This window comes from Pediococcus damnosus, assembly GCF_001611155.1.
GTDB lineage: Bacteria > Bacillota > Bacilli > Lactobacillales > Lactobacillaceae > Pediococcus > Pediococcus damnosus.
Genome location: NZ_CP012294.1, coordinates 1,387,320 through 1,412,527 on the forward strand (window position 1 = coordinate 1,387,320; position 25,208 = coordinate 1,412,527).

21 protein-coding genes and 2 pseudogenes are annotated in these 25,208 nt (G+C 38.9%); 19 read left to right on the forward strand and 4 right to left on the reverse strand.

Going from position 1 to position 25,208, the window contains the following annotated elements:
• Positions 1-306 precede the first annotated feature (306 nt).
• On the forward strand, positions 307-561 hold the full coding sequence (locus ADU73_RS06460; RefSeq protein WP_046871585.1) for a GlsB/YeaQ/YmgE family stress response membrane protein: 255 nt from the start codon (positions 307-309) through the stop codon (positions 559-561).
• Between the two features lie 453 nt (positions 562-1,014).
• Here the strand turns inward: ADU73_RS06460 and pnuC are convergent, their stop codons facing one another.
• The gene (pnuC, locus tag ADU73_RS06465; protein ID WP_046871145.1) at positions 1,015-1,782 is read right to left on the reverse strand and encodes a nicotinamide riboside transporter PnuC; all 768 of its coding nucleotides are present in this window, start codon (positions 1,780-1,782) and stop codon (positions 1,015-1,017) included.
• Positions 1,783-2,009: 227 nt separating this feature from the next.
• Between pnuC and ADU73_RS06470 the strand changes: the two genes are divergently transcribed.
• From ADU73_RS06470 to ADU73_RS06530, 13 genes are all read left to right on the forward strand, one after another.
• Entirely contained in the window at positions 2,010-3,029 is a 1,020-nt protein-coding gene (locus tag ADU73_RS06470) for a YdcF family protein (protein WP_062913307.1), read from the forward strand.
• A 37-nt stretch (positions 3,030-3,066) separates the two neighbouring features.
• Entirely contained in the window at positions 3,067-3,981 is a 915-nt protein-coding gene (locus ADU73_RS06475) for a hypothetical protein (RefSeq protein WP_052694475.1), read from the forward strand.
• A 182-nt stretch (positions 3,982-4,163) separates the two neighbouring features.
• Positions 4,164-4,433: a hypothetical protein gene (locus ADU73_RS06480; RefSeq protein ID WP_046871143.1), complete on the forward strand. Its 270-nt coding sequence runs from the start codon at positions 4,164-4,166 to the stop codon at positions 4,431-4,433.
• A 13-nt stretch (positions 4,434-4,446) separates the two neighbouring features.
• Positions 4,447-5,016 (forward strand): alkaline shock response membrane anchor protein AmaP, encoded by a 570-nt coding sequence (amaP, locus tag ADU73_RS06485; protein WP_046871142.1) that lies wholly within the window; start codon positions 4,447-4,449, stop codon positions 5,014-5,016.
• A gap of 10 nt (positions 5,017-5,026) precedes the next feature.
• Positions 5,027-5,221 carry a DUF2273 domain-containing protein gene (locus ADU73_RS06490; RefSeq protein ID WP_046871141.1) on the forward strand — a complete coding sequence of 65 codons (195 nt, stop codon included), beginning with the start codon at positions 5,027-5,029 and terminating at the stop codon, positions 5,219-5,221.
• Positions 5,222-5,297: 76 nt separating this feature from the next.
• Positions 5,298-5,843, forward strand: coding sequence for an Asp23/Gls24 family envelope stress response protein (locus tag ADU73_RS06495; protein ID WP_062913460.1), 546 nt, complete (start codon positions 5,298-5,300; stop codon positions 5,841-5,843).
• Positions 5,844-6,019: 176 nt separating this feature from the next.
• Entirely contained in the window at positions 6,020-7,555 is a 1,536-nt protein-coding gene (locus ADU73_RS06500) for an AcpB/EbpR/MafR family transcriptional regulator (RefSeq protein WP_046871140.1), read from the forward strand.
• Between the two features lie 213 nt (positions 7,556-7,768).
• On the forward strand, positions 7,769-9,274 hold the full coding sequence (locus ADU73_RS06505) for a hypothetical protein (protein WP_046871182.1): 1,506 nt from the start codon (positions 7,769-7,771) through the stop codon (positions 9,272-9,274).
• Positions 9,275-9,316: 42 nt separating this feature from the next.
• A complete protein-coding gene (locus ADU73_RS06510; RefSeq protein WP_145930489.1) occupies positions 9,317-9,655 on the forward strand; it encodes a hypothetical protein in 339 nt (112 codons plus the stop codon).
• A gap of 387 nt (positions 9,656-10,042) precedes the next feature.
• Positions 10,043-10,771: a WxL domain-containing protein gene (locus ADU73_RS06515; RefSeq protein WP_046871184.1), complete on the forward strand. Its 729-nt coding sequence runs from the start codon at positions 10,043-10,045 to the stop codon at positions 10,769-10,771.
• 26 nt (positions 10,772-10,797) lie between these two features.
• Positions 10,798-11,871 carry a WxLIP family cell surface protein gene (locus tag ADU73_RS06520; RefSeq protein ID WP_052694479.1) on the forward strand — a complete coding sequence of 358 codons (1,074 nt, stop codon included), beginning with the start codon at positions 10,798-10,800 and terminating at the stop codon, positions 11,869-11,871.
• A 257-nt stretch (positions 11,872-12,128) separates the two neighbouring features.
• On the forward strand, positions 12,129-12,746 hold the full coding sequence (locus tag ADU73_RS06525; RefSeq protein ID WP_046871185.1) for a response regulator transcription factor: 618 nt from the start codon (positions 12,129-12,131) through the stop codon (positions 12,744-12,746).
• A 425-nt stretch (positions 12,747-13,171) separates the two neighbouring features.
• A complete protein-coding gene (locus tag ADU73_RS06530) occupies positions 13,172-14,953 on the forward strand; it encodes a KxYKxGKxW signal peptide domain-containing protein (RefSeq protein ID WP_062913308.1) in 1,782 nt (593 codons plus the stop codon).
• Positions 14,954-14,993: 40 nt separating this feature from the next.
• On the opposite strand, the gene ADU73_RS10575 is transcribed toward ADU73_RS06530, so the two are convergent.
• Positions 14,994-16,040, reverse strand: a complete 1,047-nt coding sequence (locus ADU73_RS10575) for a hypothetical protein (RefSeq protein ID WP_193394630.1) — start codon at positions 16,038-16,040, stop codon at positions 14,994-14,996.
• A gap of 28 nt (positions 16,041-16,068) precedes the next feature.
• On the opposite strand from ADU73_RS10575, the gene ADU73_RS06540 reads away from it, so the two are divergent.
• From ADU73_RS06540 to ADU73_RS06550, 3 genes and pseudogenes are all read left to right on the forward strand, one after another.
• The gene (locus ADU73_RS06540) at positions 16,069-17,625 is read left to right on the forward strand and encodes an LPXTG cell wall anchor domain-containing protein (protein WP_062904481.1); all 1,557 of its coding nucleotides are present in this window, start codon (positions 16,069-16,071) and stop codon (positions 17,623-17,625) included.
• Positions 17,626-17,906: 281 nt separating this feature from the next.
• Positions 17,907-19,217: pseudogene (locus ADU73_RS06545) on the forward strand (IS1380 family transposase).
• A gap of 858 nt (positions 19,218-20,075) precedes the next feature.
• Complete coding sequence (locus ADU73_RS06550) at positions 20,076-20,282, forward strand: glycosyltransferase (protein WP_062913309.1); 207 nt, start codon at positions 20,076-20,078, stop codon at positions 20,280-20,282.
• A 163-nt stretch (positions 20,283-20,445) separates the two neighbouring features.
• Here the strand turns inward: ADU73_RS06550 and ADU73_RS06555 are convergent, their stop codons facing one another.
• Complete coding sequence (locus tag ADU73_RS06555; RefSeq protein ID WP_145930490.1) at positions 20,446-21,660, reverse strand: IS110 family RNA-guided transposase; 1,215 nt, start codon at positions 21,658-21,660, stop codon at positions 20,446-20,448.
• A gap of 269 nt (positions 21,661-21,929) precedes the next feature.
• On the opposite strand from ADU73_RS06555, the pseudogene ADU73_RS06560 reads away from it, so the two are divergent.
• Positions 21,930-22,733 (forward strand): annotated as a pseudogene (locus tag ADU73_RS06560) (glycosyltransferase); the annotation flags it as partial.
• A 2-nt stretch (positions 22,734-22,735) separates the two neighbouring features.
• On the forward strand, positions 22,736-23,719 hold the full coding sequence (locus ADU73_RS06565; protein ID WP_056986064.1) for a glycosyltransferase family 2 protein: 984 nt from the start codon (positions 22,736-22,738) through the stop codon (positions 23,717-23,719).
• Positions 23,720-23,983: 264 nt separating this feature from the next.
• On the opposite strand, the gene ADU73_RS06570 is transcribed toward ADU73_RS06565, so the two are convergent.
• Entirely contained in the window at positions 23,984-25,189 is a 1,206-nt protein-coding gene (locus tag ADU73_RS06570; protein ID WP_056986063.1) for a CotH kinase family protein, read from the reverse strand.
• Positions 25,190-25,208 lie beyond the last annotated feature (19 nt).

The window sequence follows — 25,208 nt, forward strand, 5'->3', positions numbered from 1 at the left end:
ACAGTCTGATTGTGGGGGCTACCTGCACTGCAATTGGGTTAACTTAGCGATCAATAGTTTTCGCTAAAGTTGTAAATTAGTAATATTAAATAGAAGTATTCTGAAAAATAGTCTAGATACTTTTATCTATCATAAGTAATAAGAAATGATAATAATAAGCATTAAACTTGTAGAAAACCGTCGGACTTTGCTAAGCTAATCTTGTAAACAAGTCCCATATTACATGGTGAAGTGTTTATAGTAGCAACTAAGTGATCACTAGTTGATGTTGTTGGGATTTACACAAAAATTAAAGGAGTGAGCAGCATGTTTGGATGGCTATGGGCTTTAATTATTGGTGGAATTATCGGAGCAATTGCGGGTGCACTTACGAGTAGAGATTTACCAGCGGGATGGATCGGCAATATTGTCGGGGGTCTGGTCGGAGCATGGCTAGGTCAATCCTTACTGGGCACGTGGGGACCACAATTAGCAGGAATGGCATTGGTTCCTTCTATAATCGGAGCAGTGGTGGTTGTATTAATCGTTTCTGCACTTTTTGGGATGAGAAAGACAAAGTGAATAAAAGTGAACGGAACAAGTCGCTAAGATACTGATAAATAAGCAGAGCGGAGGCGGGATCGCATCCCGCTGGTAGCTCTGCTTATTTATCAGTATCTGACTTGTGAAGTTGTCCTGCAGCCTAGTGGTGGAAAAGAGTCAAAGGCAGAGCGGAGGCGGGATCGTATCCCGCTGGTAGCTTTGCTTATTTATCAGTATCTGACTTGTGAAGTTGTCCTGCAGCCTAGCGGTAAAAAAGGAGTCAAGTGCAAGGCGGAGGCGGGATCGCATCCCGCTGGTAGCTCTGCTTATTTCTCAGTCCCTGACTTGTGAAGTTATCTACTGTCCAGTAAGGATATAACCAATCAAAATTTGGTTAGCATGTTTCGGTTTATACAAATATTCTCAGATTATATATGTTAACAAAAAAACGCCCTTTCAGCTAATTAACTGAAAAGGCGTTTTTTAGAATAACTATGCGTGAGCATGAGTTACATTAGAAGTTGAGTCTTCGTTGTAACTTGATTCTTCTTTGATAAGACGAGCACGTTCTTTTTTGTTGTACCATGGAGATGTCGTAAATGCCAAAACATCGTTAATTAGATAGATTGAGCTGTTTACAAACATAGCAAGTGTTGCTGATCCTTGGCGGAATGAGATGAACCAAAGAACCATTTGGGCAAGCCCGGAAGCAACCCACCAGAAGTACTGATTGTTGAAACGTAAGAAGCAAATGACACCAGCGGTTAAACTGATTGAAAAGCTGATGGCATCAACCCAAGGACGTGGATCGTTGGTGAAAGTTCCAATTAGGGATCCAGAAACGAAATAAACAACGATCGTAGCGGCGATGGCGATAAACCAAGTTTTGCCAGTAAACTTACGGATTTTAGAAACCATGTTTACATTCCAGTTAGCACTTAACAAAACTGGTAAATCAAGAGTTACAACGTAAGCCAGCTGTTCAGCCATACTTAGGTAGTTTTTTGCGGCCAAACCAGTCACAATAAAACAAATTGCAGATAAGATTCCTAACCAACCGTTAACAGATTTGGCGGCGTTGATTGCTAAAATACATAAAACGCCTAAAGTAGTTCCGATAAATGTTGTGATTGTTAAGGCAGTGATTGGTGAACTAACCAGGTTCATAATTTGACAACCTAAACTAAAGAAAAATAAATAGTAATTTTGTTGAGGCCATCCCTTTAATTGGTGACCTAAAAAGTGTAAGTAATTAGACATTTGCTTCTCTTCCCCTCTTGTATCTATGTATATGGCCATATACTATATGTTCTAATTTCGAAATCCGACAACACTATATATTGTATCTCGAAATTAAATAAATGAAAGGGTTGAATTTAAATTTCTTTTGATGTATGACAATAATCACCCCAAAAGCCGGCGAGGTTTAAACTTTTCTTTTGACCGTTAGATCCTTAAAATAGAGTTAAGAAAGCGGGGTGCTTGGGATGAATTTCAGTTATTGGGGCAGTATCTGTTTGGCCGTTTTTGTGACACTGTGGTTAACCGATCGAAGACGTTTTTTAAACGGATATTTTTTTACGGCCAGTGCAGTCTGCTTTTTTATCGCGGGGTGGCAGTGGCTTGAAGTCACCCAGGCACCGTGGATGCAAGCCTTATTGGTGATGATCAAATTGACGTTTACGATCATTACGCCAATTGCCTTAATCCTTTTCGCGTTGGCCTGTATTATTTATAGTCGCCGATTAGTCCGTGAGACTGGTGCGCATCTCGAATATCGGTTGCCTGAAATAGTTGGATTTATCATTTTGGAAATTCTCGTTTTCACGCTGCTTAATTTGTTTGTCTTCCATAATTCTGCCATCTGGATTCTATTGGGTTTATTTTATGTCTGGATGGCCTACTTTATGATTGGTTTTATTTCATATGCGGTGGCCTCACTATTAGATGAGCTGCCGGTCCATTATTCAGTAGATTTCATTGTCATCCTTGGCGCAGGGCTATTACCAGATGGGACAGTGTCCAAAATTTTGAAGAAACGCTTGGACAAAGGAATAAGCACGTATCGAAAACAGCGAAAACGTGGTATTCATCCGCAATTTGTTGTTTCAGGTGGGCAAGGAACTGATGAAATTAAGCCTGAAAGCCAAGCAATGAGCAATTATTTAATAGAAAAGGGAATTTCAAGTACCCAAATCATTCAGGAAAATAAATCCAAATCAACTTATGAAAATATGCGAAATTCACAAGTCTTGATGGTTGAAAAGAAGCCATTTTATCGAGCTATCTTTGTAACCAGTAGTTTTCACGTTTTCCGAGCTGGACTGATTGCCAAACAATTGAATTCAACAATGACTGGAATCAGTGCCCCAACTTCAATGCATTATTTACCATTTGCGGCTTTTCGGGAATATCTGGCTTTAATTGTGATGTTTAAAGGAGCTAATCTAGTTGCTCTGATTGTGACAACTGTGGGTTATTTGATTTATTGTTTAATAATTCATTGAACTAACATGGTATAATAGTGATAAGGAGGAGACAATTATGACCTTGAAATTAAATCTTAAAAAAAGTTTTACTAGTTTAATTGCGGTATTGATGCTAATTTCGTTAACTGCATGTGGTACAACAAGTAAACAAAGTGGAAGTGCGAAAAGTTCTTCTGTTTCGTCAACGTCCGAAAAGTCTAATCAGCAAAAAGCGGCAAGTTTATATAAAAAAGCGCAAAAACAAATTGAAGATAAACAAAGCGAGGATGCTTTAGCTACATTAAAGTCAGCTCAAAAACTTGATGAAAATAACGGAAAAGTGGCCGAACTGTTATCAAAGGTTCAAAACTATTTGAACGCTAAAGATGCACTGAATGATGGGGATACAAGTTCAGCAAATTCTAGTTTGGCCAAGGTTACATCTGGACAGACGAATAATGCAGCGCTAAACTCACAAGCAAAAGATTTAGGAAATCAGGCAACCCAATTACAGAACGCTAAGAAGTATTATCAAAATGCCTACGATGCGTTATCCAATGGTTATTACGAGACGGCAAGAGCTGATTTGGCATTGCTTAATAACTTATCATCAAGTATTAGTGGTGTTAAGTCCTTGCAAGATCAGGGTAAGGCTTTAACTAACCAGATTAATTCAATGGCCAGCAATTCCTCTTCTAGCCAAAGTTCTAGCGAAAGCTCGACAAGCAGTTCGTCTGCACAGCCAGCTGGTAATTTAACGGATACAAAAACGGATCAAGTAATTACTTCATTCCAAAACGCAGCGGGGATCAAAAGCCAAAGCGGTCTGTCATATGGGGTAAATCAATTAGGAAACGGTTATTATCAAATTGAAGTTCGTCAAAATAATCCGTCAAATACAGTTGGTAGTTTGACCGGAATTTATCGATATAATTCACAAACTGGGAGTGTTTCAAAGCTAAACACAATTTCTGGTAAATATGAAAAGTAATTAATAAAGTAATCAAAGGTCCTGAACTAGGTTATCTAGTTCAGGATTTTTTTGACGAATTTTTTATATTTTTAATGAAGTGATACTTATAATTTACATAAGAAAGAAATGAGCATTTTTCTGTTAATGGGCTTTTCTTTTCGATATGCTTAATTTATCAAACAGAGAAGGAAGTGAAGCCAATGGCACCAGATTTGAAGGATCCTCGTTATCTGGATCATGAGGATGGTTTTGATAAACAAAATCAGGACACTCCCGTACTTCAGGACAAAATGGTTCCCGTTTCTGATTGTAGTGAAAGCAGTTATCGAGGAAATCATAGGTTAGCGAGCCAGCGTGCTGACCATCCAGTAGCGATAGCACCGGTTTATAATTTCTTAGCTTCAAGTGAGGCAAGTTATGTGACCGCACAAATATACGGAGTCGCGGGTGGAGAAGCCATTAATCTATGAGGAGGACAAAGTTATGAACAAATGGTCTAAAACGTTCCTCATTATTTGTTCGCTAGTGCTTCTGCTGCTTAGCTTAGTGATTGTTTCACTAACGTGGCCATGGGGAACCAGTTCGGCATTCTTGTACGCAATTAGGGAATTCTTTTTCGCTAATTATTATGCGCATATGACGCTCTTTTGGTTAGGGATTGCAGTTGCGGCTGCCTCGGTGATTGCAATTATCGTTGTACTATTTGTACCACATAATAAGACAACGTTTAGGCTGAAAGATGACCGAGGAAAATTAACGATTCATAAGAAGGCAATTGACGGCGTTGTCCGTTCAATGCTTAATGAAAAGGATTTTATCGGATCTCCTAAAGTCAACACAACGGCAACTAACCGAAAGATTCATGTGAACGTTAGTGGTGATATCAAACGAACTTCAGCGTTGGTGGATCACATGGAAGAATGGTCAGCAAGAGTAGAAGAGCGTGTGCGAAATCTGGTGGGCTCCGATCATAATGTCAAAGTGAAGGTGAAGCTGGAACGCTATCAAAAAAGAGGCAATGCGACATCTTCCGGACAGCCCCGGGTAGAGTAGGAGGATGCAAATGCAAACATTTATTGATAAATACAAGCTTCCCATCATTGGTGGCGTCATTGGTTTGATACTGGCAATTTTGCTAGTCACAATCGGATTCTTTCAAACCCTGTTACTGGTAGTTTTGGTGATTTTGGGCGCTGCGGTGGGAATGTATGTAGATAGAACCAAATTATTGGAAAGATACCTAAACAACAAAAACTAGGAGGAAACAAATTATGACAGACAAAAATGTAATGCAACCAAATGGTAAAAACAACTTCTCTAATACAAATAATTCAATGAACTCAGGGCGTCCAACGCCACCACGGCCAAATGATCACAAAACTGATTCTTCTGTCAAAGGTGAATTAACCTATGAAGATAAAGTGGTACAAAAGATCATTGGCATTGCTTTAGAAGAAATTGATGGCTTATTAACAGTTGATGGTGGCTTTTTCTCAAATGTTAAAGACAAATTGGTTAATAATGATGATGTCCGTGCTGGCATTAACACGGAAGTCGGTAAGAAACAAGTTGCCGTTGACATGGATATCGTTGCTGAGTATGGCACAGATATTGAAGATATCTTCGAACAAATGAAACGTGTCATTACGCGTGAAGTGAAAGAAATGACCCATCTCGAAGTTATCGAAGTTAACGTGAACGTGGTTGATGTAAAAACCCGTGAAGAATACGAAGCAGACAGCGAAACTGTTCAAGATAAGGCAATGAATGCCGCCGATAAGACCGGTGATTTTGCCTCACGAAAGACAGAAAATGCCAAACATGCGATGAGCAAGGGGCGACACAAGATTGACGAAAAAACAGAACCTCGGGTTGAATAGAAATTAATTAAGGGCTGTGAACAAAATTTTGTTTTGTTCACAGCCTTTTTTTGTGGCATTTAAAATGTGACGAAATGATCACAAATAAATTACTGATGTAAGCAATACCATTCCTTATGTTACAGTATATAAGGAGTATGTAGGAATTAGTAATTAACCGTTGAGGTGAGAGAGAAATGAATAAGGCGGATTTATTAGAAAAAACGCAACAAAGTTTATTCAAAATAATGGAAATCCTTTATTTAAGTGATGGTTCAGTTTCAAAACAAACTTTAGCTCAAAAATTAGATTTATCTCCAGCCACCTTGAAACGTTATTTAGATGATCTTCAGGTAGACGTTCAACCGCTAATTGATGAAAAAAAGATAACGTTTTGTATTGGTGCCAATACGGCAGAATTTAAATTGATTCAGAACTTTGCTCTTGATGATTGGATTTTTCGACTGTATCTAAAAGACGCGCCTAAATTTCAAATTTTAATGTACATCTATAAGCACGGTAGTATGGATAGTTATCAATTGCAAGATGACTTGAATATGAGTGAGGCATCATTGTATCGGGTGATTAAACAACTTAATAAATTGCTGAAAGAATTTGAGTTAACTATTCATAACGGTCACTTGCAAGGAAGCGAGTTGCAGGTTCGTTTTTTCTATTACATACTGTTTCAACTAACCAATTATTTTCCGCCTAAAAAAAGTTTTGCCATTGATAAATTTGTGGATGGCCTCCAAAGTGAACTGCATTTTTATTTTCATTCAGAGGCAGTCCACAGAGTTGATTCTTGGTTAATCATTTCGCAACAACGACTAGGCTCACAATCAGTTATGGATAGTGAAATTCCAAAGCGAGTTCGAGAACTCTATCAGAAAAACGAATTGTATCAACAGGTCAGCAAATGTTACAAGCAGGCTTTTCACATGCGGTCGGCTACCAAAGAACAATTTGAAATTGAAGCCTTCTGTGTCATGTTGATTAGCATGTCGGTCTTTAATAGTAAGACCAATGTGGCTAGACGTTTCTATGATATTTATAACTCACAAAAAACGCAATTAGCAGACCTGGTAGAGAAAATGAATCATACGATTACGAGTACTCTTAAAATTAGTCGGCATCAATGGCCATTCGAATTAATGAAATTGGTTTTTGACATTTGTGCTCGTCCATTTTGTTTTACGGGGGACCTTGCCCATATGGATGAGATTTATAGTGAGTATTACATGACGCATTTCTTTTCACAGGAGGCTCGTTTAGTGGTCAAGGAGCTGATGCAGATCTTTAAAAAAGAGCCATCTACACCGTTTAGCCAATTTATTAAACAAAATGAAAATTATTTTCAACGGCGGCTATTATTTGTGATTCGTGATTTTCGTTATCAGCAGATAAAAGATATTGATATTGGCGTAGATACAACGTTTGATTATTATATTAGTCAGATGGTAATTGATCAAGTTCGGCAAATTTTTAAAAAGGATATTCGAGTGAACGTGACCTATTATCAGCCCGGGAATGCTTATGATTTGGTTTTAACGAATTATCATGAAGAGCCGTATGATGATACAGACTATACTTATTGGCTAACGAATTTAGGGACTATTCATGATTTAGAGATGATCAAAAAGATTGTAGAGAAAAATTTTTATGCGGAAACTCCAGTTCATCATTTGATGTTGAAACAACCAAATAAATTGCATAATACTAAAAAGTGGTAATTATCAAATCAGATAATTAACGCTTTTTTAGTATGTTTAAGTATTAATACGTACATATGAGTTTAAAAACGAAACATAAAGGTGGCCTGAACGATTTTTATTTCTGTCAAGAATAATGAGTGAACTATAAAAACATGAAATCGCTGTCACAAATTACCTGCTATGATTACCTTGTAAAAAGGAAGTGGAATTCTACAAAGAGAGGTGATGGTTGTGAAAAGAATTCTTAAGTCATTACTTGTATTTGTTGCTTTGACTAGTATTTTTGGATTTTATAGTCATCGCAACACTTATGCAGAAGAAGCCGATCCAATGTTCAGTCTCACCGCAACAAAGTCTTTAATGAAAGTTGGCGACAAGGTGGAGGTTAAGGCTACTCGGCTACGAGAATTGACAGCGGATTCGGAGAACTTTACTTTAGTGGTGCCAACGGGGATGCAGCTTGATGAAAATGCCTTGAGCCAAAGCAGTCAAGCGGCTAACTTCCAGTCACATCAAGAATCGGACAAGCTGATTTTGACAGTAACTGATCAAACGGTTAAAAACTTCACCATTCCGTTAATCGCGGAAACGGCCGGAACGTTTTCATTGAGTGTTCTGAGTGCAAATCAATTAGTAACAAGTAATGTTGTCCATGTTACGGCAATGGCGGTACCAGTTGAGTCATCGAGTTCCACCACGTCAGGTACGCAAGCCGAATCAACAAGCTCTTCAGCAATTTCTGACAGCTCATCAACCGCTTCCAGTACGTCGGAGCAACCAGAAAGTAGCTCAAGTGCAGATGTTGTTTCAGAAAGTAGTTCGTCAAGCAGTTCGTCAGAAACGGTTGCGAAATCGGCAACAAGTTCAGCAAATAAAAAAGTGATATCTGGACGTTCAATGGCAACTGCCGCTATCTCAATTGACCAAACACCCAACATCCTCCAAGTTTCAGATTTATATTATTACGGAGGTAGCACAGGGCAACCTATATCTGGATTCTTTCAAGATCCAGACAAAGAAAAGGTAACAGTAAATTTCATTATTACCAAAACATCTGGAGGGGGAGCAACTCCTCCAAATTCAGGGCAGGTACAAACTCTTGGAGTAATTAATACTAGTGGAGGAAATGTTAAAGACAAATTTAGTTATATGATTCCTGCAAAAAGTCTGGCAGTTCATAATGCCGGTTCGGTAGGTTCCGTCTATAAACTTACGATTCAGTTTACTGATGGCGGGACAAAGCCTAGTAGCATTCGGCAAGCAAATTTCCGGCTCCTTTACGTTGACGGTGAATTAACGCTTACTGCTCCCGATAGTATTGGTTTTGGCACTGACTTGGATGCTAAAGCGACAGGCAATCCAGTTTATATGAACAAAACGGTTACTGGAAACCCTTTGGCAGTGAAAGATACACGGAAAATTCCTACTGGTGCCATCGTGAATGGTTGGAGTGTGACGGCAACATTAGCCAAACAAATGACGGGTACTAACAATGAAGGAGTTTTGGCAAACAGCTTACACTATATTAATGCCGGAACGGATTATGTGTTAGGACCCGCAGCTGTTCCTGTGAAGGCCTTGCCGAAATCAGAGCCGGGGACCACAAATAATATTTCTGCTACCTGGAATAGTACAAACGGTTTGGCCTTTGAACCCACTGCGGGGCAACCAGTAGGTGGAGGAGCCTATTCTGGAGCGGTTACTTGGACACTGCAAGACACGCCAGGAAACAAATAAAGGAGATGAGGTCACGTGAAAAGAGGGTTGCTACTCACTATATTGACAATTACGTCAATGTGTTTGATTAATTCACCGATTCGCGGTGATACCCATGTCTCAGAGGTTACTTCAGAAGGACGAGTGGGGTTTACAAAGGGAACAATATCACCAAGTTATCCTCCGTCAGATTTAAGGCCCGCTGACAAAGTACCTAATGGTCCAGATACAACAATTAAGCCAACGGTTCCTGTTTCAGCAGCAAAAAAACAACAATTTTTACCGCAGACGGATGAAGAATCGGATGGAATTTTGCAAGTGTTTGGTAGTTTAGGTTTTGTCGTAGTTGCTTGGTATTGGATGAAAAAAAATCAGGTACGCAGGCACAATCAAAAAAATTAGTGTAGTGATTAGAAAAAATTGGATAGTAGGGTTTTGCTAAAAGCAAAATAGACAGTTAAAAACGAAAAGGAGCCAGTCCGAGTTGCCGTTTTAACGGTGTAGCGGACTACTCCACAGTAAGGAGGATCATTAGCAAAGTACACTAATGATCTTGGATGTTTCGGACGTTGACCATTCTTGTGGCCGAAGTACCGACCGCAAGAAACATGGCAGGATGGACATCCGTATGAGAATAGGATTTTGCGAAAGTAAAATAGCTATTTAAAAACGAAAAGGAGCCAGTCCGACTAGCCGCTTTAGCGGTGTAGAGAGGATGGACATCCGTATTGAGAATAAAATTTTGCTGAAAGCAAAATAGTCATTTAAAAACGAAAAGGAGCGATACTCATGATTAACAAAAAATTATTACTCTCAGTTCTTAGCATTGGAACCTTGGTTTTAGGAGCGGTTGCCCCAGTTACAGCTTTTGCGGCCGAAAGTCGCATTGAACAATCAACTGCGACTGCTGCATTTAAAGAAAATACTGTTGATCCAGTTGACCCAGTTGACCCCACGAATCCAACAGATCCAACTGATCCTGAAATTCCTGGAACTGGTGAAACAGGCCCACTGACAATTGATTATGTATCTAGTTTTGATTTTGGCACACACAATATTCCAACCGCGGATGCGACCTATACAGCAGCAGATGCGAAAAAAGGCGATGGGACCGCAATTCCAAACTATGTCCAGGTTAGTGATCGTCGGGCTGGAACTCCTAAAGGTTGGAGTTTAACAGTGAAAGAAGAAAAACAGTTTGTAGACACTACAGGTAGCGAATTATCTGGTGCTGCATTAAGCCTTGGAACAAGTCAAAAGCAAGCTGCTTCTGTTGGATATCCAACCTCAAACGATACAGTAACTTCAACGACAACGGACACCGCATTAGTTCCAGGAGCAACAACAAGCGTTATGAAAGCTGATGTCGGTGGTGGTGCTGGAACCTGGGTCGATGTTTTTGGGGAAGCAGGCGCATCATCAGTTAAACTAATGGTACCGGCAGCAGCTCATCCCAATGCAGATAGCTACAGCACAAAGTTAACATGGACTTTAGCTGATACACCATCAGGCGATTAATTTAAACTGGTAAGGGGGTCATCACTGTGAAACGTAAAAATTTATTCTTGATTTTAATAACTATGGTGCTTGGGGTGTTACTAACTATCCCAGTCTCGGCAAGTGAACTGTCTTTTGGGGTAGAAGCCAATCTACCAGAAAATCAAGTAGATAAAGGTGTGACGTATTTTGATCTGAATTTAAAGCCTGGCGCAACCCAAACTGTGACGGTAACGGTCACGAACAGTTCTAAAGATCAGGTTAAAATTGAACCCGAGGTCAACACAGCGACGACCAACTTGAACGGGACAGTAGAGTACCAAAAAGTTGCCAAGAAGAATCTTGATACCAGTTTAAAATATTCCTTGGCAGACTATGTCAAACCAGTGGAAAAAACCGTGGTGCTAAACGGTAAACAAACGAAAAAGATTCATTTAAAAATTACAATGCCAAAAGAGAAATTTAACGGCGTTATGGCGGGGGGATTGCGGCTTCAGGATAAAAATCAAGAAGTTAGCAAAAATGCGAAAAAGAAGAAGGGAACTACGGTTCAAAATGAGTATGCCTATTTAATTGGGATCGTGTTGCAACAGAATACTAAAAAAGTGCTACCGGATATGAAATTGGCGAGTGTGAAACCAGGGCAAGTTAATTTGCGAAACGTGATTAATGCCCGATTACGAAACGTGAAGGCAACTTACCTCAATAAATTATCGGTTAACGCAAAAGTGACTAAGCAGGGAAACTCTAAAGTTCTTTATCGGCAAAAAAGAACTAACATGCAAATGGCTCCCAATTCTGTTTTCAACTACGGCCTCCAATTGAATGGACAAAGTTTAAAGGCCGGGAGATATGTAATGAATATCACCGCGAAATCTAAAAAACAGACCTGGCATTTCAAGAAGACGTTTACGATTACTCGAGAAAAAGCGGCTAAGTTAAATGCTAAAGATGTTTCGATCAAAAAAGATTACACGTGGATTTATGTTTCAGTAGGTGTCCTCATTATCCTTCTCTTAATTGCCATCGCCTTTTGGTTAAGTAGAAGAAAGCTAAAAGCTAAAGAAGCCGAGAACGAGGCCCTTCGGCAACAGCTAAATAAGCACGAAGAAGATGACTAAGTTTTGTACAGAATTATAAATGGAAAGCAGCTTACGTAGGGATGAATAAATCTACGAGGCTGTTTTTTTGTTGGATATTGGTTATATAAGAGCTATCTTCGTCAAAAATATGTGATTTTTAAATTTAAATACTTTAAGGAAGTATTCTATTTTGCTATAATTGGGTCACAAAAGAAATTTTAAATGAATAGAATTCATTTGGTTAACGGCCAAAAAGCTTCAATTAAAATTAATGTTTTATTTGGAGGAAGATACTTATGATAAAAATAATGATTGTCGATGACCATCCGATCTATAGAGATGGTTTAAGGGTCGCATTTAAAGACAAAAAAGATTTAAAAATTATGGCCGAAGCAGAAAATGGTAAAATAGCTCTACAAAAACTAGATACCGTTGAAATTGATATTGTTTTACTAGATATTCGGATGCCAGTTTTAGATGGTATTGCAACGCTGGGGCGAATTAAGAGTCAATTTCCGAAAGTAAAAGTTATTATTCTTACCGGTTATGAAGATGTCAACGTTTTTAGTAAAGCAATGTCACTAAAGACGGATGGATTCATATTAAAAAGTGCGACGGCACAAATTATTTTTCAAACAATTCATGATGTCATGGAAGGAAAAGTAATTGTATCACCTAAATTACTAAGAAACACGACTGATTATCGAAATTTGAGATATGAGTTAACAGATGAAGATTTGGACGTGCTGACTAGGATTGCTAAAGGTGAACGTACTTCCAAAATTGCTGGCGACCTGCATTTTGGTGAAAGAACGATTAAGAGCCATTTAACTAATATTTATGAAAAATTAGGTGTGAATAGTCGTGTAGCAGCGGTTGCAAAAGTGATGCAACTTGGATTAATTAAATTATAAGTGGAAAACTAAAATTTAAGTATTGAAAATTATTATGGCAAATTAATAGAAAATGAAAATTAAAAGTGCAATTTAGTGATAGAAAAACTAAATTACACTTTTTTTCCTTAATTATTTTAAGATATTTTAAGATTAAGTTTTATAAATCAAATCTATAAAAAAGTGCTATTTTGCACGTGATTTCTTAAAACAGTATTTAATGTTGCTATTTTTTTAATTATTTTTCCTCTTTGGGCAACTATTGTGGCCCAAAAGTACATTGAGGACAGCACCTTTTGAATATACCATTGATTATGGTTATATTATGGTCATGAGATAGAGAGAGGGCGTTTTCATTTACCAATATAGATTTAAAGAACCTTTTAAAAATGAACAATGCAAAATTGCTTTAATTTATACTTTTAATAAAGGAGGAGTTGTAGATAATGGGTAAAAATAATATACTCGGACGTGCTAAAAAGATTGACGAGCACTACAAGATGTATAAGGACGGCAAACGATGGATGTTTGCCGGCATGGCTATGCTTTCATTAGGAATTGGCATGGCCACTCAAGTAAATGATGCACATGCTGACACAGTAGTTCCTACTGCTAATGTAGCGACCACGAGCTCTGCATCAAAATCAAGCGCGGCTAGTTCAACAGCTTCAAGCTCTGCTTCTGTAAGCTCTGCATCGAATTCAAGTGTGACCAGTAATTCAGTAAACTCAAGTTCTGCTTCTGTGGGCTCTGCATCGAAATCAGGTGCGACCAGTTCAGCAACTTCAAGTTCTGCTTCTGTAAGCTCTGCATCGAATTCAAGTGTGACCAGTTCAACAGTTTCAAGTTCTACTTCTGTTAGTTCTGTATCAAAATCAGGTGCGACCAGTTCAACAGCTACAAGTAACGTTACATCAAATGTAAAGGTACCAAGTTCGGTGACATCGATTTCAGATGCTACTAGTTCGGCTACGGTAACTAATTTGGTCGATCCGACCAATGCAGACATTGCTGCTGCTAAATCTGCTGCTTTAATAGCCTATGAAACTACTGGTAAACCACAAATGATTACTGCTGCTGCTGCAAGCGTTACTGCGTTTACAAGCACAAAAACAACAGTTGATACTAATCCAAGTACTGAGACGGATGTTTCAAAAACTAACCCAACAAAGGTTACAGAAGATACCGGGCAAGGTGAACAAGGTACAGATGCTTTGCAGGCTGGTTCAGGAGCTCCGACGTCAACGAATATGAATGTTGTAGTTGGCTCAACAATTGGTGTTTCTGGAACAGTTGCTGGTGATCAAAAGACCTATTTACAAGTTGAAGTTCCTGATGGCCTTAAAGTTAATACAAATGGTAATGCAACAGTTTATACGACCATTTCTATTCCTGCTGATGATTTATCAATTTTAACGGGCTTAATTGAAGGTATCGGAACAGCTTTGAGCAATGGAGCTAAGCTTGTGGACGCAATACCTGGTGTTAATTTTAATGCCCAAGGAGTTGTTGATGCGTTCGATGTTTCAACGCTGATTTCTAAGCTTGGGACCGGTGTATTCTCAGCTCCAGTTACGCAGAGCGCCGATGGTAAATACATGTATGTTGATATTACTGGTGACACTGGAATTTCAAATATTTTGACGCAAGACATTACTCAGACTATTACTAATTTAACGAACGCAGTTAGTGCTATTCACGTTACAGCTACTGTACTTGGTTTTACTACAGACGTTTCTGGTACGGCTGCGAGTGATATCATGAGCTTTCTGACACCTGCGATTAATGCACTTAAAGCTTCAATTACAACTGGTGGATCATTTATTAACAAAATTGGTAGTGCTACACTAGTTGGCCAAATTCAAACAACAGTTCCTGTAACTGCAGTAACGCCAACAGTTACTGGTGCTACGGGTTCGTATACTCTTGAAGCGCAATATGTCAATGACAATACTCTTGAAGCTGACATAGCGGATTTGGGAAACAATACTGCAAAAGCGGTTCTGACTTATAAAAACACACCAGTTGTTTCAGTTTCTAAAGTTGCTGGCGACTCTAAATCTGGGTACCAGATTACTGGAACAACAACTGGAGGAGGAGCTGCGGCTCGAGGAGTTACCGTTACTGTAACTGATAGTGCTGGAAATGTTGTAGGAACGGGAGTTTCAGATGCTAATGGTAATACACAGTCAGAGTTGATGGCAGCGTTGGGCCTGAAAGTACTTTAACTATTACACCGTCGTATGCACAAGCAAGTAACGATACAATCTATGGTGCAAATGATAAAACTAATACTGATAATATTGCAGGAGAGCCTGTAACTGCTGTAACGCCAAGCGAAACAAATACCTCAGGTGGCACAACAAAGACACCAGGCGGTACAACAACGACAACAACGCCGGGTGGTACAACGACAACAACAACACCAGGTGGCACAACAACGACACCAGGTGGAGAAGTAACAACACTAGGCGGTACAGTAACAACGCCGGGTGGTACAATAACAACGCCAGGTGGCACAACAACGACACCAGGTGGAGAAGTAACAACACCAGGCGGTACAATAACAACGCCAGGTGGCACAGTAAAGACACCAGGTGGAAAAGTAACAACGCCAGGTGGTTCAACTATTACGCCAGGTGGTACAAAAACAACACCAAATGGTACGGTAACATCGCCAGGTGGCACAACAATAAAGACACCAGGTGGCACAACAATAACTCCAGGTGGTGGAACTTCAACACCAACGACTAGCACGGGTTCAACAACAGGTACCGGATCGACAACTGGCACTGGTTCAACGACTGGGACTGGTTCGACAACAGGTACTGGTTCAACAACAGGTACTGGTTCAACGACTGGGACTGGTAGCACAACTGGCACCGGATCAACGACTGGAACAGGTTCAACAACTGGGACTGGTAGCACAACCGGAACAGGCTCAACAACTGGGACTGGTAGCACAACTGGCACTGGCTCAACGACTGGAACAGGTAGTACCACAGGTACAGGTTCAACAACCGGAACTGGTTCAACAACAGGTACAGGTTCAACAACAGGTACAGGTTCAACAACCGGAACTGGTAGCACAACTGGGACTGGCTCAACAACTGGAACTGGCTCAACAACTGGAACAGGCTCAACAACTGGGACTGGTAGCACAACTGGCACAGGTAGTACCACAGGTACCGGCTCAACGACTGGAACAGGTAGTACCACAGGTACTGGATCAACAACCGGAACTGGATCAACAACCGGAACTGGCTCAACAACCGGAACGGGCTCAACAACTGGGACTGGTAGCACAACTGGCACAGGTACAGTTACAAAGCCAAGTCAACCAGTGAAGACCCCAGGTGGTAGTGTTGTAACTTCAGGCGGAACTACAACAACTCCAGGTGGCACTGTAAAGACACCGGGACAAAATACGAAGACACCAGGCGGCACAACAACCACACCGGGTGGCACGATCATCACAGATGGTGGTACCACAATCACCAAGGGTGGTACAACAATCACCAAAGGTGGTAATGTAACAACTCCAGGTGGTAACAAAGTTACCCCAGGTGGGACTACAACTACACCAGGCGGTAAAGTAACCACACCAGGACAGAATACTAAGACTCCAGGCGGTACACAGACCACACCAGGTGGCAGCAAAGTTTCAAATGGTGGCACAATTACGACTCCAGGTGGCACACAGGTAGGACCAAACGCTGGTGGTGACAACACCACAAAGCCAAGTCAACCAGTGAAGACCCCAGGTGGTAGTGTTGTAACTCCAGGCGGAACTACAACAACTCCAGGTGGCACTGTAAAGACACCGGGACAAAATACGAAGACACCAGGCGGCACAACAACCACACCGGGTGGCACGATCATCACAGATGGTGGTACCACAATCACCAAGGGTGGTACAACAATCACCAAAGGTGGTAATGTAACAACTCCAGGTGGTAACAAAGTTACCCCAGGTGGGACTACAACTACACCAGGCGGTAAAGTAACCACACCAGGACAGAATACTAAGACTCCAGGCGGTACACAGACCACACCAGGTGGCAGCAAAGTTTCAAATGGTGGCACAATTACGACTCCAGGTGGCACACAGGTAGGACCAAACGCTGGTGGTGACAACACCACAAAGCCAAGTCAACCAGTGAAGACCCCAGGTGGTAGTGTTGTAACTCCAGGCGGAACTACAACAACTCCAGGTGGCACTGTAAAGACACCGGGACAAAATACGAAGACACCAGGCGGCACAACAACCACACCGGGTGGCACGATCATCACAGATGGTGGTACCACAATCACCAAGGGTGGTACAACAATCACCAAAGGTGGTAATGTAACAACTCCAGGTGGTAACAAAGTTACCCCAGGTGGGACTACAACTACACCAGGCGGTAAAGTAACCACACCAGGACAGAATACTAAGACTCCAGGCGGTACACAGACCACACCAGGTGGCAGCAAAGTTTCAAATGGTGGCACAATTACGACTCCAGGTGGCACACAGGTAGGACCAAACGCTGGTGGTGACAACACCACAAAGCCAAGTCAACCAGTGAAGACCCCAGGTGGTAGTGTTGTAACTCCAGGCGGAACTACAACAACTCCAGGTGGCACTGTAAAGACACCAGGACAAAATACAAGCACACCGGGCGGTACACGAGTTAACTTTAGTGGTACTGAATTACAAAATAATACCAATGCTAACTTGAATAATACTTCTGGTAGCTCAGTGAATGCTTCTAAAAATTCACAAAATGTTAACGAAAAGGGTAAATTACCACAAACTTCGGATGCATCGAATAATCTTTCTGAATTAGGAGTATTAGGCATGTTACTTATGTCACTCTTATCTCTAGTAGGATTGAAGAGACGTAAAAGAAATTAGAGCCACAAATGCCCGGACGTTAAGTTAAATCAAAAGGTCACACATCAAAATTGATGTGTGACCTTTTTTTGTATCAAATTTTATTGATAATAAATTTCAAACGTAATTGAATACCTGAAATATTCATAGTAAAGGACCCAACGTCAGTGAATTACCACAGTCACTGACGTTGGGTCCTTTTTTATTTGCACCTTTTGGGTGCGCAAATTTTATATGCAAAGAGCTCCCTTTTCTGATATAGTTATTATCGCTAAAAAAGAACCATCAGAAGGAGAGCTCCTATGACAACTTTACAGGAAAAGCAAGTCCATTTCAATTCTAAATTACATATTTCTCACACTGGTGGTGAACTTTCCAGTGATGCAGGGTTAGTGCTCATCAAAGAGATCATGCATAAACTTGATTTCGCAAACCTTGCTGAAAAACTAGTTTCATTTAAAGACCAGCGACGCTATTACCAGCACAGTAATGTTAGTCTAATGGAACAGCTATTATTACAGAAGATTGCTGGCTACGCCACCGATCAGGTTGCTACCAGTTTGCGTTTTGATCCTATTTTTAAATTGCTACTTGATAAACCTGCTATAGCTTCGCAAGCTTCTATTTCGTGATTTTGGCAACGTTTTGATGAAAAATCTGTCGCTTCTTTACAAGTGTTAAACCAGACTCTGCTTGACCGAGGACGCCTGACTACTAATCAAACGGAACTAATCATTGACGTTGATTCGACTCATTCTGATACCTTCGGTAATCAAGAAAGCAGTGATTTCAATGCTCACTATCAAACGAACGGCTTTCATCCATTGGTTGCTTTCGATGGTCAAAATGAAGCTTTTTTAGCGGCCCAATTGCGACCAGGCAATGTTTATACCAGTAAGGAAATCCGTCCATTTTTAGAACCTCTATTACAACACTATCAAAATAGTCTGCCTTGTACTGAAATCCTGGTTCGTGGAGATAGTGGCTTTGCCACACCAGAACTCTATGATACTTGTGAAGAAAACAAGGCATTTTATTTGGTACGTTTAAAAGCTAACCGCCGATTGCGTGATTTGGCTGAGGGCTATGTACGAATTGACGATGAACAACAATGGGATCAAACCGAGATTCACTATTATTCGGCTAAATATCAAGCTGGTTCTTGGAATCAACCTCGCCAAATCTATATTAAATCAACGCGTGAAGCTGGTGAATTACTCTTTAATCATGAATATGTGCTTACCAACTTAACCAAATTAACACCGGAAACAACCTTCGAATTATATCAACATCGTGGTCAAATGGAAAATGATATTAAAGAAGCCAAAGAGGGTTTCTTTTTCGACAAAACTAACAGTACCGGTTTTATTGAAAATCATGCACGGATGATGCTGAGTGTCTTAGCTTATAATTTAGTAAGTCTCTTCAAACAACTATGCTTACCACCGCAACACGTCAGTGTGCGTGTTGGAACGCTCCGTCTTTGGCTGTTTAAAATTGCAGGAAAGTTAGTTCGAAGTGGTTGAAAACTATATTTAAAATTAAGTAGTTCGCACGTTTACCAAAAACTGTTCTATCAGGTATTGGCCAAGATTCAACAATTACATTGGTAACTATCGAATTGTGTCAAATTAATCAAAATTTTCAAAATAGCTCTTAATGAGTTTATTTGGAGTACATAAATTTTGACCTGCACATCACTTTCGATTTAAAAACTTGCTATTTCCTTGTTGTAGAAGCCCCAAAGTCAAACCCATTAAAAAAAATAGCCCTTGCAAGAGCTATTTTTTAAATACATAAGCATTATATTTCGATCTATGAATATTTCAGGGAATATAATAAAAAGTTGAATAGCTTTAGAATTCATTTCTTTTACACTTGTTTGTATTCAATGCCGGTTTGTTTTTATGACTAAATAGCAATGCTTATGTGAATTGAAGATAACATTAGGATTTGGTTAAGTATCTATTAGTTTATTTAGCACGTTATAATGTTTTGAGTTATAAGCATTAAGAATCCTTTTTAACCTCGTTTAGATGTTTTTCATTGGTGAATTTTATAACTTCGCTTGTGTAAGAAATGAGACAGATTACTCTAATAATATTTCTTAATTTTTTGGTTCTTAATATGGTAGACTTTTTTATTAATTAGCCAACTAATTAAACAAAAATGGTATAATTAGTTGTATAAACAATTATGAGCGTTAGTGACTAACTAATGGTCTGGAGAAAATATTGACGATAAATTGTTTAGAATCTTTGGCATAGGATAAATAATATGTGAAGTATAAAAATTTGTGGTTACACAATTTTCAACAGATGATTCATGATTGAATGGATTAATAAATAAAAGAAGAGTTTATGGATTCTATATTTATTCTTGAAGTCATAGTTGACTTATAATTGTTAGGTGATATGAATAAAAGAATTTATTAAATATGATGAAGTATATTATAGAGGAGTTGCAGTGTTATGCAGAAAACAGTTTCGATTATTATTCCATTCCATAATGAGCCGATTTACACAGTGTTTAATGTATTAACCTCAATAAATAATCAAATTGGTATTAATTTTGAAAAAGTTGAAGTCATTTTAGTAAATGATGGCGGTCCTGAGCTTCCAAATGGTAAGGATACTTTTAGACTACTAAAAAATTTAGATGTAATTTTCTACCATTAGTCAAGAGAAACCTTTGATATCAGTAACTCTGTTAACTATTTATTTATTCTTAGCTTAAGATTGCTACTTTTGGACTGAGAAATTAATATTTAGGCTACGCCAAAAAACACCTCAGGTATTTAAATTTTTTGAGGTGCTATAATCAGTTTAGATGAATTGTGTATTAGTGTTGTGGTAGGCACTTTCTGGAATCATACAATTCATTATTCTTAATTAGGTGGTAGATGGTTCTAATGAGCCGTCCCATCGCTGCTATGGCAATCTTCTTAGTGTGGGTTTCACTGGAAGATTGCTTTTTGCGTTGATAAAGAATACTGACGTTGGAGGGATGATATTTAGCAGCACACACCATATTCAAAACAGCTTTGAACAATATTTTTCGAGCGTATGAATTTCCACGTTTTCGGATGTGCTGTCCCATTTCGTAGTCTCCAGATTGATATTGAATTAAGTCAATTCCGATATATGCATTAATGGCATTAGAACTATGGAATCGACTAATATCGCCAAGTTCGGCTAGAAGGCAAACCGCTGTTTTAATGCCAAATTCTGGAATTGATTGCAGGATAGGAATCTCATTGAGTGATACTGAAATTTGGGACATTTCTCTAATAATTTCGTCTTTTTTATCATTGAGACGCTCTACTTCACCAGCTAGGTAAACGACAGAGCTAACCGCACACGCATCGCTACTAACCGCCGGAGCGGATTTGTTTGCTAATTCTTTAAGGTGCTCGGCTAAGCCAAGCGCTCGTTTTTCACTCATGTTCTTGAGTGTCGCTTTTAAAATTAGTTGCGCTAATTCTGATAGTTTAGTTTCTAATACGAAAGTTGGATGCGGAAACTGCTGTACAACGTGCCAATATAAAGTACCATCTGTTGTACTTATAAATTGTTCAACTTCAGGAAAAGTGAGCTGCAGGTTCTTATGCAATCGATTCTTGGCTCGCACGAGATCTTCGTTGAACTCTTGATAGGTTCGCTCTAAATCATGCAGTTCTTCATAGACGCCTGCTTCTCTGAACGTCGATTGATAATGATAGTGTGCCATTGCAGTGGCTAATGCTACTGCGTCCAGCTGATCATTCTTATTGTGCCGAAAACCATCCATATCTTTCTTGGCCGCCAAAGGATTAATCTCGGTATAAATCCAATTTTTTCTCTGTAAAAAGGCACGAATACTTCGTGAATAGATGCCAGAAGATTCAAAAATTACCTTGGGTGACTTAAAGCTATTAAGAGCGTCATCAAGGGTTTCATAACCTATACGATCGTTAGTTATCTTGAATTCTTTAATGACACTGTCATCGGCTAAAATTGCTACATTTGAACTATGTTTACTTACATCTATGCCAAATATGATTTCGATATCAATCATATTTAAACACCACCTTATCAAAGTTGTATTCATCGATTCACTCATCTCAATTTTCAATACACGACTTTTAGTAGCCAACGGACTTCGAGCGAGCTTATTGGTGAACCAAATGAAGTTGCCAATTTATCTTGCGACGTCATCGTATGATGCGCCAAATGACACTTCGACATGTCAACTTCATTACCACTTTAACAGAATGAAAAAGTGGTGAATCATAATTTCGTCGAATTATGATTCACCACTAATGTTAGTCCGTTTACCTTCGTTCAAGTGAAGGGCATGGTCCTGGGCCTGCTCGACAAATGGGAATGGATCATGCAAGTGGCCAGTATTTTATGTTTATGGATGCGGATGATCAATTCCATATTGATGGGGCTTTGTTAGATTTTTTCAATGTTACTGATAAAAAAAATTATGACATAATTGCTGGTAAGTATGTTGAACAAGCAAAGAGTATTGAGAACGGCAACCTGTTTTATGTTTTCCATGATAACAATGAAAACTATTCTATTTTTTCTAAGTGGTTTAATCGTGATCTTATTGAGCGCTATCATATTCGCTGGGCTGATGATTTGAAAGTGTTTGAAGATACTTATTTTGTTGGGCTAGCTTATGAATTTGCAACGAATATTAAGCAAATAGATGCTTACAGTTATACTTGGTTGTATAACAGTAAATCAGTTGGCCGACGTATTGATAATTCAGGGATTTCCTTTGATGACCAGTTACATATTTGGAGTAGAGGACGTCGATATTTTCTTGAACAAGTACAAAAATACAAAGCTGCGCGTGTGGAAGATTGGTTTGTGGATTATGTTGCAGATATTTATTATCGACAAAAGAAATTTAAACCAGCAAATATGGAAAAATTTACAGAAGAGCATATTCATTTGCTTCGTGAATTTAGTTCGTATTGGCTACCGGCACGCGTAAAAATTATGCAAGCAATCATAAGTTACAACATAAAAAAAACTAATTACACAGGCTTAAGTAATGATGATGCAATTAAATTTTTATACGATACAGAACAATACGCGTTAGGAAATCAATTTTCTGAAAAGGAGACGAAGTAATAATGGATGCAAAGAAAGAATTCAGGCCAACTGTGTCAATTATCATTCCCTTTTACAACGAAGATGAGTATCAGCTGATGATTGCTTTATCATCAATTAACTATCAAATTGGGATTGATTTTCGTGAAGTGGAAATTATTCTAGTTGGAGATGGTGGAAAAAAACTAAAAAGTTTAGATGATTTTTCAGTGCTTAATAATCTTAATATTCGTTACAAATATTTTACGAATAGTGGGGGCGCCGGGGTTGCTAGACAGCGTGGCATGGAAATGGCCAAGGGCAGATACTATATGTTTGTTGATGCTGATGATGAATTTTATTATGATGGTGCTCTGCAGGAGTTTTTTGATGTAGTTAAAAAGGGTGACCATGAAGTAATAGTTGCCAAGTATATTGAACAAGGTAGAAATGCAGACGGCAGTTATTTTTATTTACATAATGATCCTGTTTGGAGTGCTGCCTATGCCAAATGGTTCAATCGTGATTATGTCGAACGGATGGGCTTGCACTGGCTGGATGATGTTCGGATATTTGAGGATGTGTATTTCTGTGCCATGGCGGTAGAATTAGCGAGTGATGTTGTTTGGCTTGACTCGTTTGTTTACAGTTGGTTGTATAATGAAAAATCTACTGTTAGAGATCCTGCCTTAAAATTTAATATTCGGTTAGATCAATGGGCTAAAATGAATAAATATTATTTGCGTAAGATTAAAGAAAAGGCACCCCAGAAATTAGCGTTTGATTTTGGCAATTCTATTGCCACATTGTTTTATTGGGAGAAAAAGAATCCTGGATATGATGAGAAAACATTAGACCATGAACAACAGCTGATGTTGAAAGAAAACGCTGATTTATGGGGCTCCACACAAGATATAATGCAACAGCAATTACAGGCATTGCATCAGCCAGGTTCAGAATATGAGAACTATGATATTTCTGATTTTAGTAAATACTTGGCACATTCTGAAAAACTTTTGAAGAGTTAAGTTGAACTTTGATCCAGTTGCTTTGAAGCTAAGATAACATGAAGGTTATGACAAAAATAGATAAGGCGATTTATTATAGTTTGATTCCTATAAATTTAGGATTCAAGCTATTTTTTTAACATAGTGAATTTTAAGTAGAGTTTAGCTTTAGTATATAAAAATTAGTTTTTTCGGTATTAGAAATTTAATTTTAAAAAATCCTGTTAATTGGTTACCATTTGGGCAATTTATTAACAGGAAGATGTACATACAGTGAACGATTCCTTATTTGAAATCTATTTTAAATCCGTTTAAAAGGTTGCTATGAAATGATTTTTCAATAATATGATCGCACTTAGGTAATTGTCGGTGAACAAAGTTAGTTACATTGGCTAAACTACTCGTTGGACCGGTTGGACTGTGCCAAATGTTTTGATCAGCAGCAAAATTTGTTCCGCCAATTTCGTCCATCTTTTGTTTGTAAGCGTCAATTACATGGTCTTCACTGAGAATTGTTTTGCGTAATTCCTGCCAGCGGGATTCTACCTCTTCTGGGAAGCAAGCAAAAATTCGTTTGAACAACGGTGAATCAATATGATTCAAAACTGGATGTGGATTAGAAAGAAGTTTGCCATCTGCATCAATATCAAAACTAATATCTAAATCAATTAATGAAAACAACCAATGCTTGCCATCATAAGTGAAGACAGTTGTATTGTGAGTAACATTATCAAAGGCGTCAAGGGCCCCCGTAAACAAAATGTAATCAATCAAATTGAGAGGATCAAAGTAATTTTGGGCATTTTTATGAAATTCTTGATCGGTTGAAGAATGGATAAATTTCATTAAACGATTTGTATTTGTAAACAATTTTTTATCGGCAGCTGTATGGTGTGACATGACGCCAAAGTCAGAATCATTTAATCTGGCAGTTGGGTTTGCAAAAGCAAGATCTTTATCATTTGTGTAGCCATCAAGTGCTAACAGGAGGATTTCATCTTCATTGTTAGAATCGAGCTTGAGACTATTCGCATCGAAATAGCTTGAAAGACTGTAAATGCCATAATTCATACCATCAAAGAAGACATTGACTGGCTGGGTTTGAATGGTTCCCAACATCTCTTTATCTCTGATTTTTTCAGGATAGATTTTTTCAGTTGCTAAAATTTCTTTCCATAAAGAGTAGCCAGTTCCATTTCTGGAATGGGTTTGGTCGGTATAGTCACCACGCAAAGAAAATTTACTTCTTGGCTGCCAAGTGCCAAATTTAACTAATTTAGATTGGGATTGCTCGAAATCATTATAAAGTTCGAATTCGAAATTACGGCGCTTGAAATCTTTGGTGTAATTGCCTTGGACAGAAAACTTGATCTGGGCCAGCGTATTTTCACCGTTTGGTTGTCGAATTGTCACACTACTTATTTTAGATTTAGCTTTTGAGCGCGAGGCAGTGTCACTACCAATAAATAGAGTTGCCAATGGCTTGCCCATCTTTGTGACGGCCTGAGAA